Below are 16,780 nucleotides of genomic sequence, written 5' to 3'. Positions count from 1 at the left end.
CCCGATGTTTTCTTGACGAGCAGCCATCGATTCGGCGCGACTGAATGCCATTCGGGCCGGCCGTGCCAAGGCATGCCGGGCAAGACCTAGACCTTCGTTGCCACGACGAGCAAAGACCCACCGAACGGAAACCGCACACCAAGCTTGATGAACAGCCGCTCGACGGTCATGACCAGCGCCATAGCGGAATTGACGATCGGATTGAGCCGAAGGTCCGCCACGGGATCGTAATCCGACGCATCGACCCGGGCGGGTCGGCGCGCCATGTACATGAGAGGAAGCAGCAGGCTGACGAACGACGTCGTGAAGTTGACCGAAAAACCCGCCTTCTTCAGCTTCCCCACCAGCTCACCACGCGTATAGCGCCGCACATGGCATGCCCTCTCATCCTGATGGCTCCACATGAACGGATGCTGGGGCACGGTGATCACCAGTTTGCCCTGCGGCTTGAGAGCCTTGTGGATTTCGGCCAGTACCGTCTGGTCTTCTTGAATATGCTCCAGCACGTCGAACGTGCCGACCACGTCGAACGCTGAGCGGAACGGGATCCGCCGCGCGTCCATCTCGTAGAACTGTGCCGACGGCACGCGAGAACGCGCAAAAGGCAGTGCGTCACCGAACAATTCGGTGCCCGAGAATTTCACCAACGGCATCTCCTTGGCCAGTGCGGAGATCACGAATCCCGTACCGCACCCGATCTCGCAGAAGCTCGCATCGGCACGCAATAATGGCTTGGCCGCCCAGAGAATGAGCTGGTTTCTCGCCCTGAACCAGAAACTGTCACCTTCCAGCTTGGCAAGCGTCGCGAAGTCTTCCGCATGGAACCCTCCGCCGGAATTGGCTTGTTGGCCTTGATTCATGGTCATGTCAATGAAAGGGTCACGCAGCGCGTGCCAGGACGCTGGCAATGGTCTCGACCACCTGCGCCTGCTCGTCCTGCGCGAGCCCGACCCATAGCGGCAGGCGCAGCAATCGCTCGCTCGCGGCACAGGTAACCGGTAGATCGCCCTCCGCCCGGCAGTAGCGCAGCCCCGCGGGTGAACTGTGCAGCGGGACGTAATGGAACACCGTCGCGATACCGCGCTGCTTGAGTTCAGTGATCGCGTGCTGGCGGTCGACGGACGGCGACAGCAGCACGTAGTACATGTGCGCGTTGTGATCGCACTCGGCGGGAACGATGGGCCGGCGCAACAGACCATCGCTCTCCAGCGAAGCAAAGGCATCGTGGTAGCGTCCCCATATGTCCAGCCGCTCGCGCGTGATCCGCTCGGCCTCCTCCAGCTGCGCCCACAGGAAGCTGGCCACGATCTCGCCCGGCAAGAATGACGACCCCACCTCCTGCCACGTGTACTTGTCCACCTCGCCACGAAAAAACCGGCTGCGATCCGTGCCCTTCTCGCGGATGATTTCAGCCCGCAACGCATACTCCTCGTCATTCACGAGAAGCGCACCACCCTCTCCCGAAATCACGTTCTTGGTTTCGTGAAAGCTATAGGCCCCCAGGTCGCCGATACTTCCCAACGAGCGCCCCTTGTAGCGAGACATCACGCCTTGCGCGGCATCCTCCACAACCTTCAGGCCGTGACGACGCGCGATATCGAGAATGGTATCCATCTCACAAGCGACGCCGGCATAGTGGACCGGCACGATCGCCTTGGTGCGAGGAGTAATTGCCGCCTCTATCAGCCGTTCATCCAGGTTCAGCGTGTCTTCACGGATATCAACGAAGACCGGCACGCCGCCCCGCAGCACAAAGGCGTTCGCAGTGGAGACGAAGGTGTAGGAGGGCATGATGACCTCATCGCCCGGCTGGATATCAAGCAGTAGCGCCGCCATTTCCAGCGCCGCCGTGCATGAGTGCGTCAAGAGCGCCTTCGCACAGCCGGTCTGCTGCTCTATCCATTGATGGCAGCGTTTCGTGAATATCCCATCGCCGGCCAGCTTGTTGCTCAGATTGGCCTCGGAAATGTAATGCAGTTCCTTGCCCGTCATATAGGGGCGATTAAACTGAATCGTCTTGTCTTTGTTCACGCCTGAACTCCCAATACACTGTTGCGCCCCTAGGCACCGCCCTGGCCATATGCCATGGACACTGGAGGGCAGCCCGTCAGTGTCGGCACCGGCTCCCGGTCCAGCATCCTTACTCAACTTCCTTATAGCGACCGGCCACGCCGTATCCCATGAGAGATTGACACCAGTTCAATAAAGGCCATCCCACTCCACATCACCCTATATCGAAGCACGCTCACGCCAGACGAAACGCTGAGCCCATCCCTGGGATCAAAATAGACACATGCACATTGATGCATCGTTTTATTTTGCCTCGACGGTTGAATTATAGTGCGACGTAAACACAAAGAATTTAAATGCAAGAAAAAGGAATGCCGCCACAAAAAAAATTGCCGCCGCCTGCACCCACTGGTGAGGATAGCCCAACCTATCCACCATTATCACAAGAATCGCAAGATTAATTACATAGCCGAGACAGTGCGCTGCAATATAGCGCGCTCCCGTGCCCAACAACTTTCCCTTGTCCCTGAACGTCAGACTCCGGTTTCCGAAAAAACCGATCGCCGCGCTCATGCCATACAGGAAAGTCATGGTAATTTTTGGCGTGGCACCCAAGTAAGTGGCGACAATATAAGCCACGTAACCCAGGAAATTACTCATCATGCCGACGACGGCATATTTGAACAGCTGAGATGTTATTACCCGCTTGATCACAACTACATCTTGGTTACATCATCATAGGATTGGCCAGGGTATTCGGAAACATACTCCTTCTCCAACTCCAGCATCAGGCGCTCTCTGTCTTTTATCTTCCTGGCCGGCACGCCAATATAAACCGACCACTCTTCCGTTGACTTGGAAACCAGCGACATGGCACCCACCGAGGTCCCCTCACCCAGAACCACCCCGGGAAATATGACCGACCCCGCCCCGACGATGCAATGTCGTTTGATATGAACCGCCTTCTTGGCTTCTTTCCGGTATTTCAGGGGTACAGTAGGGCCGGTCAGCGCGCGCCCGCTGTAATCATCGCTCTGGGAAAAAACCTGAGAGCCATAGGAAATCCCGGAAAAATCCTCAACTAGGATTCCCTTCTCCCCGCCAGCCAGATTGCAGAAAATTGCAATATGCACATTCCTGCCAATTCTCAATTTTCCAGATAGCACACAGAAATCGTCGATTCTCGAATAATCACCGATCTCGATTCGATCCGCATCGTATATCGCGGCCTTATCGCTAATCTTGACATTCTTACCCAGAAACCTGAATCCAACAGCCTTGAGTTGATCTTCCGTCAAATATGCCATAATTTTCACCAATACTTATCAGCAAGACTACCACCCGAGTCAGGCGTCCTTTCTTCCATATATCTTTCTGACGATCGTATAGGGACGCCTCTTTGTCTCCGAAAATATCTTCGACAAATAAACGCCGATAACTCCGATAAATGAAATTATCAAGCCACCCAGCAGCCAAATGGAAGCCATCACCGATGTCCAACCACTGAGCGGCTTGAAGAAAAACAACCAGTTAACGATCAGAGACACGGCATACAAACCCGCAACGGCCGAGATTGCAACACCAACATAGAAGATGGCAACCAGCGGCGCATTGCTGAACGCCGTTATCGAGTTGATCAAGACCGACATCTTGCGGCCAAAAGTATAAGTTGTATCGCTACTACTGCGCTTCCTGACAACCTGCGGTCGTTGATCGAACCCCGTGATAAGCCACAGGCCAGCGATAAATACCTCTCGCTCATCATGACGCAACAGTGCATCCACGTACCGGCGCGACATCAGCCTGGCTGTCACGATATTATCAGGAAGCGGCAATCCCGTGATGAATCGAAATATCCTGTAGAACCACTGGCCGCTCCATCGCTCAAAGAATCCCCCTTTACGCTGCTCCTGAACACCAAAAACGACATCACATTGCTCTCGCTCCATTTCCTCGGCGAAACTGGAGAGCCAATCGGGATCTTCCTCAATATCACTATCGATAAGAAATACGTAATCACCAACCGCGTGCGACAAACCAGTCATCATCGCCTTGTAGTGCCCGAAGTTGCGGGATAGATCTACAACCACAACGCGCGGATCCTCCTCGCTGATACGAACCGCAATATCCAGGCTGTTATCCGGGGAGCCGTCGTTGACCAACACGATTTCGTAGTCGTCCCCGGCAAAGCGCCTTGCGGCCGCATTGGCACGCGCACAGAATTCTTCGACGTATCTGGCCGATTGGTAAAGCGTGGCAACGATAGAGAGCTTCATGAATGTCTTGTGTTCTTGGTAGTCAGTCCTGGCCGCACTTTCAAGCACAGCAACAATTGGTGGTCAAAACAGGCAGCCCATACGTGTGGTGATAGGCCCGCACAAGGTGATCGGATGCCGCCTTCGATGCCGAATACGGGCTGTTGGGCGCGTAGGCTGTGGTTTCGGAGAACCGCGGATCGTCGGCGCCGAGCGAACCGAAGACCTCATCGGTCGAAATGTGCAGGAAGCGGAAGCCCGCCTGCACTTCGCGTTTCAATGCAGCCCAATAGGCGCGGACAGACTCCAGCAGCGTGAAAGTGCCGACAATATTGGTCTGGACGAATTCGCCGGGGCCGTGAATGGAGCGGTCCACGTGGCTTTCCGCGGCAAAATGGACGACCGCGCTTGGTCGATACTCGGCAAGAAGCCGGTCGAGTGCGGCCCGGTCGCAAATGTCGGTGCGCGAAAAAACATGCCGCTTGTCATTTTCCAGCGAGGCCAGCGTCTTGAGGTTGCCGGCGTAGGTCAGCTTGTCGACGTTAACGATGCCGTCCGCCCTCGGCTGGGCGAGCCAGTCGAGGACAAAATTGGCGCCGATGAAACCGGCGCCACCGGTGACGAGAATATGGGACAAGCTTTTTCGCTCCCTGCCTTGGAATGGAGTTGGCTCTCGGGCCAATACAAAGTGCCCGTCGGCTCCGACTGATCCAGAGGACGGGAAACGCACGCTGAGAAGGTGTGCGGTATTCTATCCCACCCTAGGGCGCGCCCAGCCGAACTTGCCGTTCACGCGGGAGCAAACCGTCGCCAGGCCCTGCCCGTTATTTCGACCATGCAATCCATGCCTGATACACACCAGTTCGCCATCGGCGACCTCCAAGGCTGCGCCGGTTCGTTCGACGAACTGCTCTCCCGCCTTCCCACCGACAGCACCCTGCGCTTCGTCGGCGACCTCATCAACCGCGGCCCCGCTTCCCTGCGGACGCTGCGCACCGTGCGCGCCCTCGGCGCGCGCGCCGAATCGGTGCTCGGCAACCACGACATCCATTTCCTGGCGGTGGCCGCGGGCGTGCGCAAGCGCGGGCGCAGCGATACGCTGGACGAGATGCTTGGCGCGCCGGATTGCGATGAATTGATCACATGGCTGCGGCACCGGCCGCTGGCCATCCGCGAGGGGGGTTTCCTGCTGGTCCATGCCGGTGTATTGCCCCAGTGGACCGCCGCGCAGACGGTGGAGCTTGCCCAGGAGATCGAGGAACAGCTCCGGGGCGCCAACTGGCAGGGTTTTCTCGCCGACATCTTCGGCAACGGCGCCGACCGCTGGAGCGACGGCCTGCGCGGCATCGAGCGTCACCGCGTCGTCGTCAACGCGCTCACGCGGCTGCGCTTTTGCAGCGCGGATGGCGTGATGGACCTGAAAACCAAGGAGGGGCTTGCCGATGCGCCGGCCGGGGTCATGCCGTGGTTCGACGTCCCGGGCCGCCGCACGGCCGACACCACCGTGGTGTGCGGCCACTGGTCCACGCTCGGGCTGGTGATGCGGCCGAACCTGATGGCGCTGGATACCGGCTGCGTCTGGGGCGGCAAGCTGACCGCCGCGCGGCTGGCCGCGGATCCGGCCGGGCGGACGCTGGTGCAGGTCGAGTGCCCGCAGTACTGCGACCCGCTGGCCTAGCGCAGCCGGTTTATTGCGACGTAGCCGGCGCGGGCGAGCCGTCGTCCGCGAGGCCGGGCAGGTCGTCGGCGGGTGCGGCCGCGCGGCCGGCGGCGCTGGCGCTGTTGACCCGCACGACCGCGTCCACGGCGTGCTGCCGGGCGCCCTGGCTCAGGTGGCTGACCACTTCGCGCGCGGCTTCGGCCAGTTCGCGGCGGCTGGTCGACGTTGCGTGCAGCGCGGGAGCGAAGCTCAGGCGCGCCGTGATCGGGCCGGAGCGCAGCACGGCGTTGAGCGTGTCGAGCAGGCTCAGGTCGCCGATGTACGCGGGCGCGGTGGTCGGTTGTCCGGTGGCGGCGTCGAGGTAGGACAGCCCGGCCGGCTGCACCGGCAGGCCGCCGGAAACCGGCGCCTGCATCAGGTTGGCGTGAAACGGCAGCACGCTGGTGCCGTCGGTGGTGGTGCCTTCGGGGAACACGCAGACGAGGTCGCCCTGCAGCATCACGTCGGTGATGGCGTGCAGCACGCGGTGCGCGTCGCGCTTGCGCGCGCGTTCGATGAAGATGGTGCCGGTGTGGCCGCACAGCCAGCCGATCACGGGCCAGTCGCGGATCTCCGACTTGGCGACGAAGCGCGGCGGGTACCAGCTATTGATGACGTAGATGTCCAGCCAGGAGATATGGTTGGACACCACCATCGCGCCGCGCGGCGGCAGTTCGCCCGGCTCCAGCCCCTGGACTTCGAGCGTGATGCCGCAGATGCGCAGCAGCCGGCGCGACCAGCGCCGGATGTGCCAGCGCCGGGACTCGGCGCCCAGCCACGGGAACAGCAGCGCGCAGGTGACGATGCCGCGCAGCAGGTGGAGGATCAGCGCGGTCTTGCGCAGCCAGGTCATGCGTGGCTCCCCGGCACGGTGTCAGTGCAGTTCGTGGACGACGTGGCCGCTGACGAGCGTGGCGCGCACGCGGCCGCGCATGTCGTAGCCGAGCCACGGCGAGTTCTTGCCCTGGCTCTTGAGCGCGCGCCGCTCGACCTTCCATTCCTGTGCGGGGTGGAAGATGCAGATGTCGGCGGTGCTGCCGCTGGCCAGCGTGCCGGCGGGCAGGCCCAGCACGCGCGCGGGCTCGGAGGTGATGCGGGCGAGCGCGCTGGCGAGCGGGACCTTGTGCTGCTCGGCCCAGCGCAGCGTCAGCGGCAGCAGCAGTTCGAGCCCGGTGGCGCCGGGCGAGGCTTCGGCGAAGGGCAGCAGCTTTTCGTCGTCGTCCACCGGGGTGTGGTCGGAGCACAGCGCGTCGATGGTGCCGTCGATCAGCCCGGCGATGATGGCGTCGCGGTCGCGGCTGCCGCGCAGCGGCGGCGAGAAGCGCATCTGCGAGTTGAAGTAGCCGATGTCCATGTCGGTCAGCGAGACGTGATGGATGTTGACGTCGCAGGTCACGGCCAGGCCTTCGCGCTTGGCCTGGCGCACCAGCTCGATGCCGGCGGCGGAGGACAGGCGGCACAGGTGCACGCGCGCGCCGGTGCTGCGCATGAGTTCGAAGATGGTGTGCAGGCGCACGGTCTCGGCGATCACGGACACGCCGGACAGGCCGAGGCGCGAGGCCACCGCGCCGCTGGCGGCCACGCCGCCGCCGAGATAGGGATCCTCAGGGCGCAGCCACACGGTGAAGCCGAAGGTCTGCGCGTATTGCAGCGCGCGCAGCAGCACGCGGGTGTCGCGGATCGGGGCTTCGGCCTGCGAGAAGCCGATGCAGCCGGCCTCGGTGAGCTGCGACATCTCGGTCAGCGTTTCGCCCTTGAGGCCGAGCGTGAGCGCGCCGAGCGGATAGACGTGGGTCTGGTTGAGCGTGCGGGCGCGGAACTTGAGCATTTCCACCAGGCCGGGCTCGTCGAGCACCGGATCGGTGTCGGGCGGGCAGACCAGGCTGGTGACGCCGCCGGCGGTGGCGGCGGCCACCTCGGATTCGAGCGTGGCCTTGTATTCGTAGCCGGGCTCGCGCAGGCGCGCGGAGAGGTCGACCAGGCCGGGGCAGACGACCAGCCCGCTGGCGTCGATGGTCTTGTTGGCGTGGAAGTCCGCCGGCGCGCTGCCGACGCCGACGACCTTGCCGGCGGCAATGTAGAGGTCTTGCTGCGCATCGACGTTCGCGGCCGGGTCGATCAGGCGGCCGCCTTTGATGTGGATCTTCATATCGTGTCGCTTGGCTTGTTGCGGTTGTTCTGGCTGTGGCGCTGGAGTGCGGTCGCGGTCAGTCGTGGTTCCCGGCCACGATCCCCATCACCGCCATGCGCACGGCGATGCCGAAGGTCACCTGGTTGAGGATCACGGACTGCGGCCCGTCGGCCACGGCGGAGTCGATCTCCACGCCGCGGTTCATCGGGCCGGGGTGCATCACGATGGCGTCGGGCCTGGCCAGCGCCAGCCGCTCGGGCGTGAGGCCGTAGGCCTTGAAGTATTCCTGCGCCGACGGCAGCAGCGCGCCGCTCATGCGTTCGTTCTGCAGGCGCAGCATGATGACCACGTCGACGCCCTTGAGCCCTTCTTCCATGTTGTGGAACACGCGCACGCCCATCTGCTCCAGGCCGGACGGCAGCAGCGTGCGCGGGCCGATCGCGCGCACTTCGGGCACGCCCAGCGTGGTCAGCGCGTGGATGTCGGAGCGCGCCACGCGCGAGTGCAGGATGTCGCCCACGATGGCCACCGTGAGCTTGGTGAAGTCCTGCTTGTAATGGCGGATCGTGTACATGTCGAGCAGCCCCTGGGTGGGGTGCGCGTGGCGGCCGTCGCCGGCGTTGATCACGTGCACGTGCGGCGCGACGTGCTCGGCGATCAGGTAGGGCGCGCCGGAGCTGGCGTGGCGCACCACGAACATGTCGGCCGACATCGCCGACAGGTTGTTGATGGTGTCGAGCAGCGACTCGCCCTTGCTGGTCGAGGACGCGTTGATGTTCAGGTTGAGCACGTCGGCCGAGAGCCGCTTGGCGGCGATCTCGAAGGTGGTGCGGGTGCGCGTGGAGTTCTCGAAGAACAGGTTGAACACGCTCTTGCCGCGCAGCAAGGGCACCTTTTTGACGTCGCGGTCGGAATCGGACAGCGAGACGAACTGGCTGGCCGTGTCGAGGATGTGCGCGATCATCTCGCGCGACAGGCCTTCGATCGACAGCAGGTGCTTGAGCTCGCCGTTCTTGGTCAGTTGCGGGTTGCGGAACGTCTTGATCATGGCAGTGGAAGAGAGCCGGGCGGCGGCGATTGGCTGGTCTGGAGCGGTCTGGTTCGTTGCTGAGCTTGCAGGCCGGCCCGGCGTGGCGGGCATCCGCCCGCGCGCGCCTGGCCCGGCCATGCGCCGGCCTCAGTTGCCGGTGGCCTCGACGGCGAAGGCGAAACGCATGCCGGCGCCGCTGCCCTCGTGCGACAGCACCAGCGTGGTGCCGGGCGGCAGCTCGACGTGCGCGGCGACGAAGTCGGCCGCGGCCGGCAGCTCGCGCCCGCCGCGGTCGGCCAGCACGGCCAGCGCCACGCGGGCCGGGCGGCCGTAGTCGAACAGTTCGTTGACGGCGGCGCGGATGGTGCGGCCCGTGGCGAGCACGTCGTCGATCAGCAGGATCTTGCGGTCCTGCACGTCGAACGGCAGCGTGGTGGGCTGGGCCTGGCTGTGCAGGCCCTTCTTGGCGTAGTCGTCGCGGTGGAAGGCGACGTTGATGACCCCGTGGCCGGCCAGATGCAGGTCGGCGGCCAGCCGCTCGGCGATCCAGGCGCCACCGGAATGGATGCCGGCCACCGACCATTGCGCGCGCTCGGCGTCAGGCAGCGCGGCCTGCACCTGGTCGCGCAGCGTGCGATAGAGCGCCTCGGCGTCTGGAGAGGAAGTCTGGGTCATAGGGGATGCTGGTCGAAGTACTGTTGCAGGATAAGGCGGGCGGCCTCGGCATCGAGCTCGCCGGGCCGGTAGCCGGCCATCTGGGCCAGGCGCGAGGTGTAGCGTTCGTCGACCCACTCCACCGGCAGGCCGAAGCGGCCGTTGAGCTGGTTGCCGAAGCGGCGGGCGAGGCGCATGGAAGGCTGCTCGCCGCCGTCCGGGTTGACCGGCATGCCCACCACGAACCGCACCGGCGCCCATTCCCTCACGAGCGCGGCCACCGCCTCGAAGCGGGCTTCCACGGTGGGATTGGGCAGGATGACGAGCGGGCGCGCCTCGCGCGTGATGAAGTTGCCGAGCGCCACGCCGATCTTCTTCTCGCCGTAGTCGAAGGCGAGGACGGTGCCGTCGGCGGGCAGCGGGCCTGGCGGCGTGGACGCCGCTGCGCCCTCAGGCATGCCCGGCCTCGCCCGAGAGCATGGTGAAGTCGATGCCCAGCAGGCGGATGGCGGCGGCGAAGCGTTCTTCGGGCGGCACGCTGAAGATGATCTCGGGATCGGCCTGGACCGTCAGCCAGCCGTTGCGGCTGAGCTCGTCCTCGAGCTGCCCGGCGCCCCAGCCGGCATAGCCGAGCGTGAGCAGGAAGCGGTGCGGGCCGCTGCCGTTGGCGACGGCTTCGAGCACGTCCTTGGAGGTGGTCATCTCGAGCCCGCCGGGCACCGCCAGCGACGAGACGTAGATGCCGACCGGATCATGCAGCACGAAACCGCGCTCGGTCTGCACCGGACCGCCGAAATACACGGGCTGCTGCGCCACCGGCTGGATCTCGAGCTTGAGGTCGATCTTGTCGAACAGCGTGGCCATGTCGATGTCGATAGGCCGGTTGATCACCAGGCCCAGCGCGCCGCGGTCGTTGTGCTCGCACAAATAGACGACGGAACCCGAAAAGGTCGGGTCTGCCATGCCGGGCATGGCAATCAGGAACTGATTGGTGAGATTGATTGGGGCTTCCAGCGTCGCCATCCCTGCATTTTATCAAATCAAAGCCGTCCGTCCGGAAAAGATTCGCCCATGCCGCACTGCAACATGAACACCCTTCCGGCCCCGGCGCGCGTTGCCGCGCGCCCTACTCCTTGCGCGCCAGCGCGGCGAGGTCGTCCGGCGTGAGCCAGCGCCATTCGCCCGGCGCCAGTGCCGGCTCCAGCACCAGCCCGCCGATGGCGCTGCGGTGCAGCGCCTCCACGTGGTTGCCGGCCGCCGCCACCATGCGCTTGACCTGATGGTACTTGCCCTCCGACAAGGTCAGGCGCAGGCCGCGCTCGCCGGTGGCCTCGCAGGCCACGGCGGCAAGCGGCGCCGGCTCGTCCTCCAGTTGCACGCCGGCCAACAGCGCGTCGACCTGGGCCTGCGTGACGGGCTCGGCGGTCGTCACCTCGTAGACCTTGGGCACCTTCTTCTTGGGCGAGGTCTGGGCGTGGATGAACTGGCCGTCGTCCGACAGCAGCAGCAGCCCGGTGGTGTCCTGGTCGAGCCGGCCCACCGCCTGCACCTCGCGCTGGCGCAGCGGCACCGGCAGCAGGTTGTACACGCTGGGATGGTGGCGCGGGCGCTGCGAGCACTCGTAGCCGACCGGCTTGTTGAGCATCAGGTAGGCCTTGGTGTGGCCGATCCATTCCTCGCCGTCCACGGTCAGGCGCAGCCCGTCGATCTCGAACTGCGCGCGCGGGTCCTCGCACAGCACGCCGTCGACCTCGACCAGGCCGGCGCCGATCAGGTCGCCGCAGTAGCGGCGGGTGCCGAAGCCTTGCGATTGGAGGATGCGGTCGAGTGTGGTGGCCATGTCTTGCTTCTTGCTGTCTGGAATGCTGGAAAAATCGGGAAGTATATGCACCGGCATGCAAAACCGGCGCCGCGGCGCGGCCTCCGGCCGCCCGTGTGCTAGGGTAGCAGGCTTCAATCCCGAGGAACGCCGATCTTGCCCACCCCGCCCGCCGGCACGCGCCAGCCCTACCGGATCGACCGGCGCTTCGAACGCGGCCTGGTCTGGTTCCGGCGCGACCTGCGCGCCGACGATCACGCGGCGCTGCATTATGCCCTCAAGCACTGCCGCCGGGTGTGGTGCGCGTTCGTGTTCGACCGCGAGATCCTCGCCGCGCTGCGCGCGCGCGGCCTTGCCGCCGACCGCCGCGTGGAGTTCATCCTCGCCTCGCTGGCGCCGCTGGACGCCGCCCTCAGGGCGGCCGGCGGCGGCCTGATCGTGCTCGACGCCGCGGCGCGCGCGGCCATCCCCGCGCTGGCCGCCGAACTGGACGCGGAGGCGGTCTTCGCCAACCACGACTACGAGCCCGCCGCGCAGGCGCGCGATGCCGACGTCGGCCAGGCGCTGGCGGCGGCATCGCGCGCCTTCTTCACCTTCAAGGACCAGGCAGTCTTCGAGCGCGACGAGATCCTGACCGGCCAGGGCACGCCGTTCTCGGTGTTCACGCCGTACAAGAACGCCTGGCTCAAGGCGCTGCTGCCGTTCGACCTCAAGCCCTACCCGGTCGAGCCTTACCTGCCGGCGCTCGCCCCGGTCCCCAGGGCCCACGCGCGGGCGCTGCCCACGCTGCACGCGCTGGGTTTCGCGCCGTCCAACCTGGCCGAGATCGCCATGCCGGCGGGCAGCGCCGGCGCCCACGCGCTGCTCGGCGACTTCCTCGCGCGCATGGGCGACTACGCCCGGCGGCGCGACTTTCCCGCGCTGCGCGGACCGAGCTACCTGTCGGTGCACCTGCGCTTCGGCACGCTCTCGATCCGCACGCTGGCGCGCGCGGCCCACGAGGCGGTGCTGCGCGGCGGCGCCGACAGCGCGGGCGCGGCGACGTGGCTGTCGGAGCTGATCTGGCGCGACTTCTATTTCATGATCCTGCACCACCATCCGCGCGTGGCCGCCGGGCAGGCGTTCCATGTGGCCTACGACGCCATCCGCTGGGTGGACGGCGACACCGGCGAGCGCTATTTCCAGGCCTGGCGCGACGCCCGCACCGGCTATCCGCTGGTGGACGCGGCCATGCTGCAGATCCGGCAGAGCGGCTACATGCACAACCGCCTGCGCATGGTGGCGGCCAGTTTCCTGGTCAAGGACCTCGGCGTGGACTGGCGGCGCGGCGAGCAGTATTTCGCCGACCAGCTCAACGACTTCGACCTGGCCGCCAACAACGGCGGCTGGCAGTGGGCGGCCTCGACCGGCTGCGACGCGCAGCCCTACTTCCGCATCTTCAACCCGGTCACGCAGTCGCAGAAGTTCGATCCGCAGGGGCGCTTCATCCGCAAGTACCTGCCGCAACTGGCGCGGCTGCCGGACAAGTACGTCCACGCCCCGTGGACCGCGCCCGACGACGTGCTGGCCGCCGCCGGCGTGAAGCTCGGCGAGGACTACCCGCGCCCGCTCGTGCAGCACGACGTGGCGCGCAGGGAGACGCTGGCGCGTTACGCGGTGGTGAAGGAAAAACGCCCGGACGGCGGTCCGGGCGAGGCGGATACAAAATCCGAGGCGGAGGCGATTCCCGACGACGCGGGCGGCAAGCCGGCCGGATGAGCGCCCGGCGCGGCGGCCGCTACCTCGCTACGCCGCCAGCATGGCGCTTTCGCGATAGTGCTTCTGCGCTTCCTCGGGCCGCTCGGTCTCTTCGTACAGCCGGCCCAGCGCCAGGTGCGCGCGCACGCGCAGCCGGCGCTGCGATTCGTCGTCGGCGTACCGCAGCGCGCGCTCGAAGCTCGACTGGGCCTTGCCCCACAGCTTCTCGCCCAGGCACAGCATGCCCAGCGCGAAATACAGGTCGGCATCGACCGGATGCTGCGCCAGCCATTTCTCGGCCTGCTGGATCTGCGGCAGCGCGTGGCCCGGCTCGGCGCATTCGGCATAGCGCAGCACCAGCCGGCTGTCCCAGTTCACCTTGAGCGCGTCTTCCACGATCTTGCGCGCCTCGTCCTGGCGGCCCAGCGCGGCGAAGTAGCGCGCGGCGGGCTCGGCGATGCGCGCGGCGCGGCGCTCGTCGGCCGACAGCGAGCGCCACAGGTCCTGCAGCGCCTCGGCGTCGTGGCGGCGCTCTTCGAGCAGCGCTTCGCAGGCCAGTTGCTTGAGGCGCAGCGCCAGCACCGGGTGGATGGCGTTGCGCTTTTCCAGCGAGCGCGCCAGGCGCAGCACCTCGGACCAGTTCTTCAGGTGCTGGTGCGCGCGCAGCGCGATGCGCTGCACGTGGATCTGGCGCGCGCCCTGCGACTGCAGTTGCGCGATGGTCTCGAGCGCGCCTTCGGCGTCGCGCGCGTCGACCAGCAGCTCGGCCATCGACACCAGCCGCGCCTGCTCGCGCTCGGGGTCGGTGACTTGCGCCATCCAGGCGTCGCGCCGCTCCATTTCCTGCATGCGGTGCGCGGCGCGCGCGCCGATCAGCGCCGCGGTCTGGGCCTGCTCGGGCCAGGCCTGGGCTTCGCGCGCGGTGCGCTCGGCGCGCGCGAAGCGGCCGGCGAACAGGTTCTCGATCGACTCGCGCAGCGCGGCCTGCGCGCGGTTCATGCGGCTGCGCTCGCGGTAGGCGGCGGCGCGCCCGGGCATCTCCGACAGGTGCCGCACCGTGGTGAGGATGGTCCAGACCACGAAGAACGCCAGCAGCAGCAGGGCCAGCGCGAGGTTGAGCGAGAGTTCGACCCGGTACGGCGGGTAGAACAGCACCACGTTGCTTTGGTTGAATTGCGTAAACAGCGCCAGCCCGACCGCGCCGCCAAAGAGGATCGCCACCCAGAACAGAAGCCGCATGCGCTACTCCTTCTTGAGCGCCTGCAGCGCGCCGAGGCTTTCCGCCATCGTCGGCAGCTGCACCGACACCGCGCCGGCCTGGGCCTGCTTGAGCAGCGTCAGCGCGGCCTGCACGCGGCGCGACTTGGTGTCGAAATAGCGGCCGATCATGGCCTGCGCGGCGGCGAGGTCGTTGCGGAACACCGGCTCGTTGCGCGACAGCAGCGCCAGCCGCGCGTTGAGCAGGCGCAGCTTGACGTTCTCGCGCAGGAACCAGCCCTGGTCGCCGGTCAGCAGCAGCGCCTGGGCGTCGTCCACGCGGCGGATGCGGATGACCTGCGTCAGCTCGTCGCGCACGCTGTCCCACAGGCCGCCGAACCAGCCGGCCACGGCGTTGCCCACCGACGGCGCGGCGGCGCTGCGCGCCACGTTCTTCGTATTGCCCTTGTCGGGCTTCGCCTCGGCCCTGGTGGTCGCCTCCGCCTTGCGCGCGTCGGCCTCGCTGCGCTCGAGCATGCGCTCGCTCGACAGCAGCGGCAGCGTGTCGACCTGGTTGATGGCTTCGTCGAGCTTGATGGCGGCGCCGGTCAGGTCGGTGTCCGGCACCGCCTTCATGCGCGCGACATCGCGCGCGATGGCCCGGCGCAGCAGGTTGTACTGCGGCTTGTCGGTGCGCGCCAGGCGGGTGTCGGCACTTTGCAGCGCGGCCAGCGCCACCTGCACGTTGCCGGTCAGCTGGAGCTGCTGGCCGGCGTTGGTCAGCAGTTGCTGGATCTCGGCGATTTCCCAGTCGTCGCGGTTGCGCATCAGGTCCTGGTAGACCTGCTCGAGCGCGGACTGCTTGTCGCGCGCCTCGCCGAGCTGGCCGTCGAGCGCGCCGACCTTGGCCTGCAGCTCCTTGACCGTGTCCTGCGCGTTGCGCGACAGCACGCGCGTTTCCTGCACCAGCGCGTCGTTGCTCTGCTGGCGCCGCGCCAGTTCCTGCGTGAGGTGCTCGACGCGGTTCTGCAGCCACCAGAAGCCGCCGCCGATGGCGAGGATCAGCAGGACCAGCAGCAGCCACCACGGACTGACGCGCGCCGCGCCGCGGGCGGGCGGCGCCGCGGGCGGCGGGCTGGTGGCGGGAGGAGCGGTAGCGGTATGTTCTTGCGTCACGCGATCGGCCTTCGTTGGCGTTGTTGACGATATGGCGGAGGAAGCGTTGTCCGGCAAGGCCGGCGGCGGCGGCGCCACCGTTGCCACGGCGGACGGTGCCGATGCCGGCGCCGGCATCGGCGCGGGCGGGCCGGCGTGGGCCTGGGCCCACTGGCGGCACGCGGCGAGCAGGCCTTCGTCGCCCGGCGCGGCGCGCAGCACGTGCGCGAAGCCCAGCGCGGCGGCCTGCTCGGCGATTCTCGCATGCGGCGCGATGCACTGCACCTGGCGCAGGCCCGCCAGCTCCTGCGGGCTGAGCGCTTCGCGGGCCATGCCGTCGAGATTGCGCACGGCCTCGGAACTGGTCAGCAGCCACGCCTGCGGCGGCGCGCCCGGCTTGAGCCCGTCGCGCACGGCCTGCCACTGCATGCTGCCGGGCGCGGGCACCGAGCGCCGGTAGGCCTCGACGGCGCGCACCTCGGCGCCGGCGCCGCGCAGGCGCTCGGCCAGCCAGTCGCGCCCGCCGTTGCCGCGCACGATCAGGACCTGGCGCCCGGCCAGCGCCGCCGCGCCGAGCTGGCTGTCGATCTGCTGCCACAGGGCTTCGGAGTCGAAGCGGGTGTCGCCGCCGTCGTTGCCGTTGCTGCTGTCGTTGCCATTGCCATTGCCGTTTTCGTTGTCGGCGCCGTCGCCGTTGTCGGCCAGGCCGGCGCCGTCCGCCTCATGCGCATGGCTGCCCGCCGGCGCGATCACGCGGCAGGCGGGCGCGGCGATGCCGCGTTCGGCCAGCGCGGCCACGCTGGCCGGGCCGACCACCGCGAGCGGCACGGCCTCGGGCCAGCGCGGCGCGGGCTTGTCCTGCACCTGGGCCAGCGCGTCGAGCGCGAAGGCCACGGCATTGGGGCTGACGAAGACCACCAGCGCGAAGTCCGCCAGTTGCGCCAGCGCGGCGCGCAGCGGGCCTTCGTCGGCGGCGGGGCCGATCGCCAGCAGGGGAAAGCCGAGCACGTCCAGGCCGGCTGCCGAGAGCGCCTCGGTCAGTTGCCGGGACTGCCCGGCGGGTCGTGTCACAACGACGGTCGGGCGGGGCATG

16 protein-coding genes and 1 pseudogene are annotated in these 16,780 nt (G+C 66.5%); 2 read left to right on the top strand and 15 right to left on the bottom strand.

The features are described 5' to 3' along the window. Positions 1–86: 86 nt before the first annotated feature. The 6 genes and pseudogenes from KF708C_RS06120 to KF708C_RS06095 form a co-directional block, all read right to left on the bottom strand. A complete protein-coding gene (locus KF708C_RS06120) occupies positions 87–860 on the bottom strand; it encodes a class I SAM-dependent methyltransferase (protein WP_059411204.1) in 774 nt (257 codons plus the stop codon). A gap of 19 nt (positions 861–879) precedes the next feature. After that, positions 880–2,031, bottom strand: a complete 1,152-nt coding sequence (gene rffA, locus KF708C_RS06115; RefSeq protein WP_082079448.1) for a dTDP-4-amino-4,6-dideoxygalactose transaminase — start codon at positions 2,029–2,031, stop codon at positions 880–882. A gap of 282 nt (positions 2,032–2,313) precedes the next feature. Next, complete coding sequence (locus tag KF708C_RS06110; protein ID WP_059411121.1) at positions 2,314–2,724, bottom strand: GtrA family protein; 411 nt, start codon at positions 2,722–2,724, stop codon at positions 2,314–2,316. Between the two features lie 2 nt (positions 2,725–2,726). Beyond that, positions 2,727–3,317 carry an acyltransferase gene (locus KF708C_RS06105; protein WP_059411202.1) on the bottom strand — a complete coding sequence of 197 codons (591 nt, stop codon included), beginning with the start codon at positions 3,315–3,317 and terminating at the stop codon, positions 2,727–2,729. 39 nt (positions 3,318–3,356) lie between these two features. Continuing rightward, on the bottom strand, positions 3,357–4,286 hold the full coding sequence (locus KF708C_RS06100) for a glycosyltransferase family 2 protein (RefSeq protein ID WP_059411118.1): 930 nt from the start codon (positions 4,284–4,286) through the stop codon (positions 3,357–3,359). Between the two features lie 52 nt (positions 4,287–4,338). After that, positions 4,339–4,902: pseudogene (locus KF708C_RS06095) on the bottom strand (dTDP-glucose 4,6-dehydratase); the annotation flags it as partial. 198 nt (positions 4,903–5,100) lie between these two features. Between KF708C_RS06095 and KF708C_RS06090 the strand changes: the two are divergent. Then, the gene (locus tag KF708C_RS06090) at positions 5,101–5,943 is read left to right on the top strand and encodes a symmetrical bis(5'-nucleosyl)-tetraphosphatase (protein WP_059411116.1); all 843 of its coding nucleotides are present in this window, start codon (positions 5,101–5,103) and stop codon (positions 5,941–5,943) included. A gap of 10 nt (positions 5,944–5,953) precedes the next feature. On the opposite strand, the gene KF708C_RS06085 is transcribed toward KF708C_RS06090, so the two are convergent. The 7 genes from KF708C_RS06085 to KF708C_RS06055 form a co-directional block, all read right to left on the bottom strand. Further along, a complete protein-coding gene (locus KF708C_RS06085) occupies positions 5,954–6,817 on the bottom strand; it encodes a lysophospholipid acyltransferase family protein (RefSeq protein ID WP_059411114.1) in 864 nt (287 codons plus the stop codon). Between the two features lie 21 nt (positions 6,818–6,838). After that, complete coding sequence (locus KF708C_RS06080; protein WP_020206190.1) at positions 6,839–8,113, bottom strand: dihydroorotase; 1,275 nt, start codon at positions 8,111–8,113, stop codon at positions 6,839–6,841. A gap of 58 nt (positions 8,114–8,171) precedes the next feature. Then, positions 8,172–9,143, bottom strand: a complete 972-nt coding sequence (locus tag KF708C_RS06075) for an aspartate carbamoyltransferase catalytic subunit (RefSeq protein WP_020206189.1) — start codon at positions 9,141–9,143, stop codon at positions 8,172–8,174. Positions 9,144–9,272: 129 nt separating this feature from the next. After that, positions 9,273–9,800 carry a bifunctional pyr operon transcriptional regulator/uracil phosphoribosyltransferase PyrR gene (gene pyrR, locus KF708C_RS06070; RefSeq protein WP_020206188.1) on the bottom strand — a complete coding sequence of 176 codons (528 nt, stop codon included), beginning with the start codon at positions 9,798–9,800 and terminating at the stop codon, positions 9,273–9,275. Next, positions 9,797–10,237 carry a Holliday junction resolvase RuvX gene (gene ruvX / locus KF708C_RS06065; protein ID WP_059411111.1) on the bottom strand — a complete coding sequence of 147 codons (441 nt, stop codon included), beginning with the start codon at positions 10,235–10,237 and terminating at the stop codon, positions 9,797–9,799. The genes pyrR and ruvX overlap by 4 nt, the downstream gene beginning before the upstream one ends. Further along, positions 10,230–10,802 (bottom strand): YqgE/AlgH family protein, encoded by a 573-nt coding sequence (locus KF708C_RS06060; RefSeq protein ID WP_020206186.1) that lies wholly within the window; start codon positions 10,800–10,802, stop codon positions 10,230–10,232. The genes ruvX and KF708C_RS06060 overlap by 8 nt, the downstream gene beginning before the upstream one ends. 103 nt (positions 10,803–10,905) lie before the next feature. Then, a complete protein-coding gene (locus KF708C_RS06055) occupies positions 10,906–11,619 on the bottom strand; it encodes a 16S rRNA pseudouridine(516) synthase (protein WP_020206185.1) in 714 nt (237 codons plus the stop codon). 135 nt (positions 11,620–11,754) lie between these two features. Between KF708C_RS06055 and KF708C_RS06050 the strand changes: the two genes are divergently transcribed. Then, positions 11,755–13,356: a cryptochrome/photolyase family protein gene (locus KF708C_RS06050; RefSeq protein ID WP_059411106.1), complete on the top strand. Its 1,602-nt coding sequence runs from the start codon at positions 11,755–11,757 to the stop codon at positions 13,354–13,356. Between the two features lie 27 nt (positions 13,357–13,383). Here the strand turns inward: KF708C_RS06050 and KF708C_RS06045 are convergent, their stop codons facing one another. Further along, positions 13,384–14,574 (bottom strand): heme biosynthesis protein HemY, encoded by a 1,191-nt coding sequence (locus KF708C_RS06045; RefSeq protein WP_059411104.1) that lies wholly within the window; start codon positions 14,572–14,574, stop codon positions 13,384–13,386. 3 nt (positions 14,575–14,577) lie between these two features. Beyond that, positions 14,578–16,779 carry a fused uroporphyrinogen-III synthase HemD/membrane protein HemX gene (gene hemDX, locus KF708C_RS06040; protein WP_059411102.1) on the bottom strand — a complete coding sequence of 734 codons (2,202 nt, stop codon included), beginning with the start codon at positions 16,777–16,779 and terminating at the stop codon, positions 14,578–14,580. Position 16,780 lies beyond the last annotated feature (1 nt).

Source organism: Cupriavidus basilensis, assembly GCF_000876015.1.
GTDB lineage: Bacteria > Pseudomonadota > Gammaproteobacteria > Burkholderiales > Burkholderiaceae > Cupriavidus > Cupriavidus basilensis_B.
This window is presented reverse-complemented; position numbering and strand designations above follow the sequence as displayed.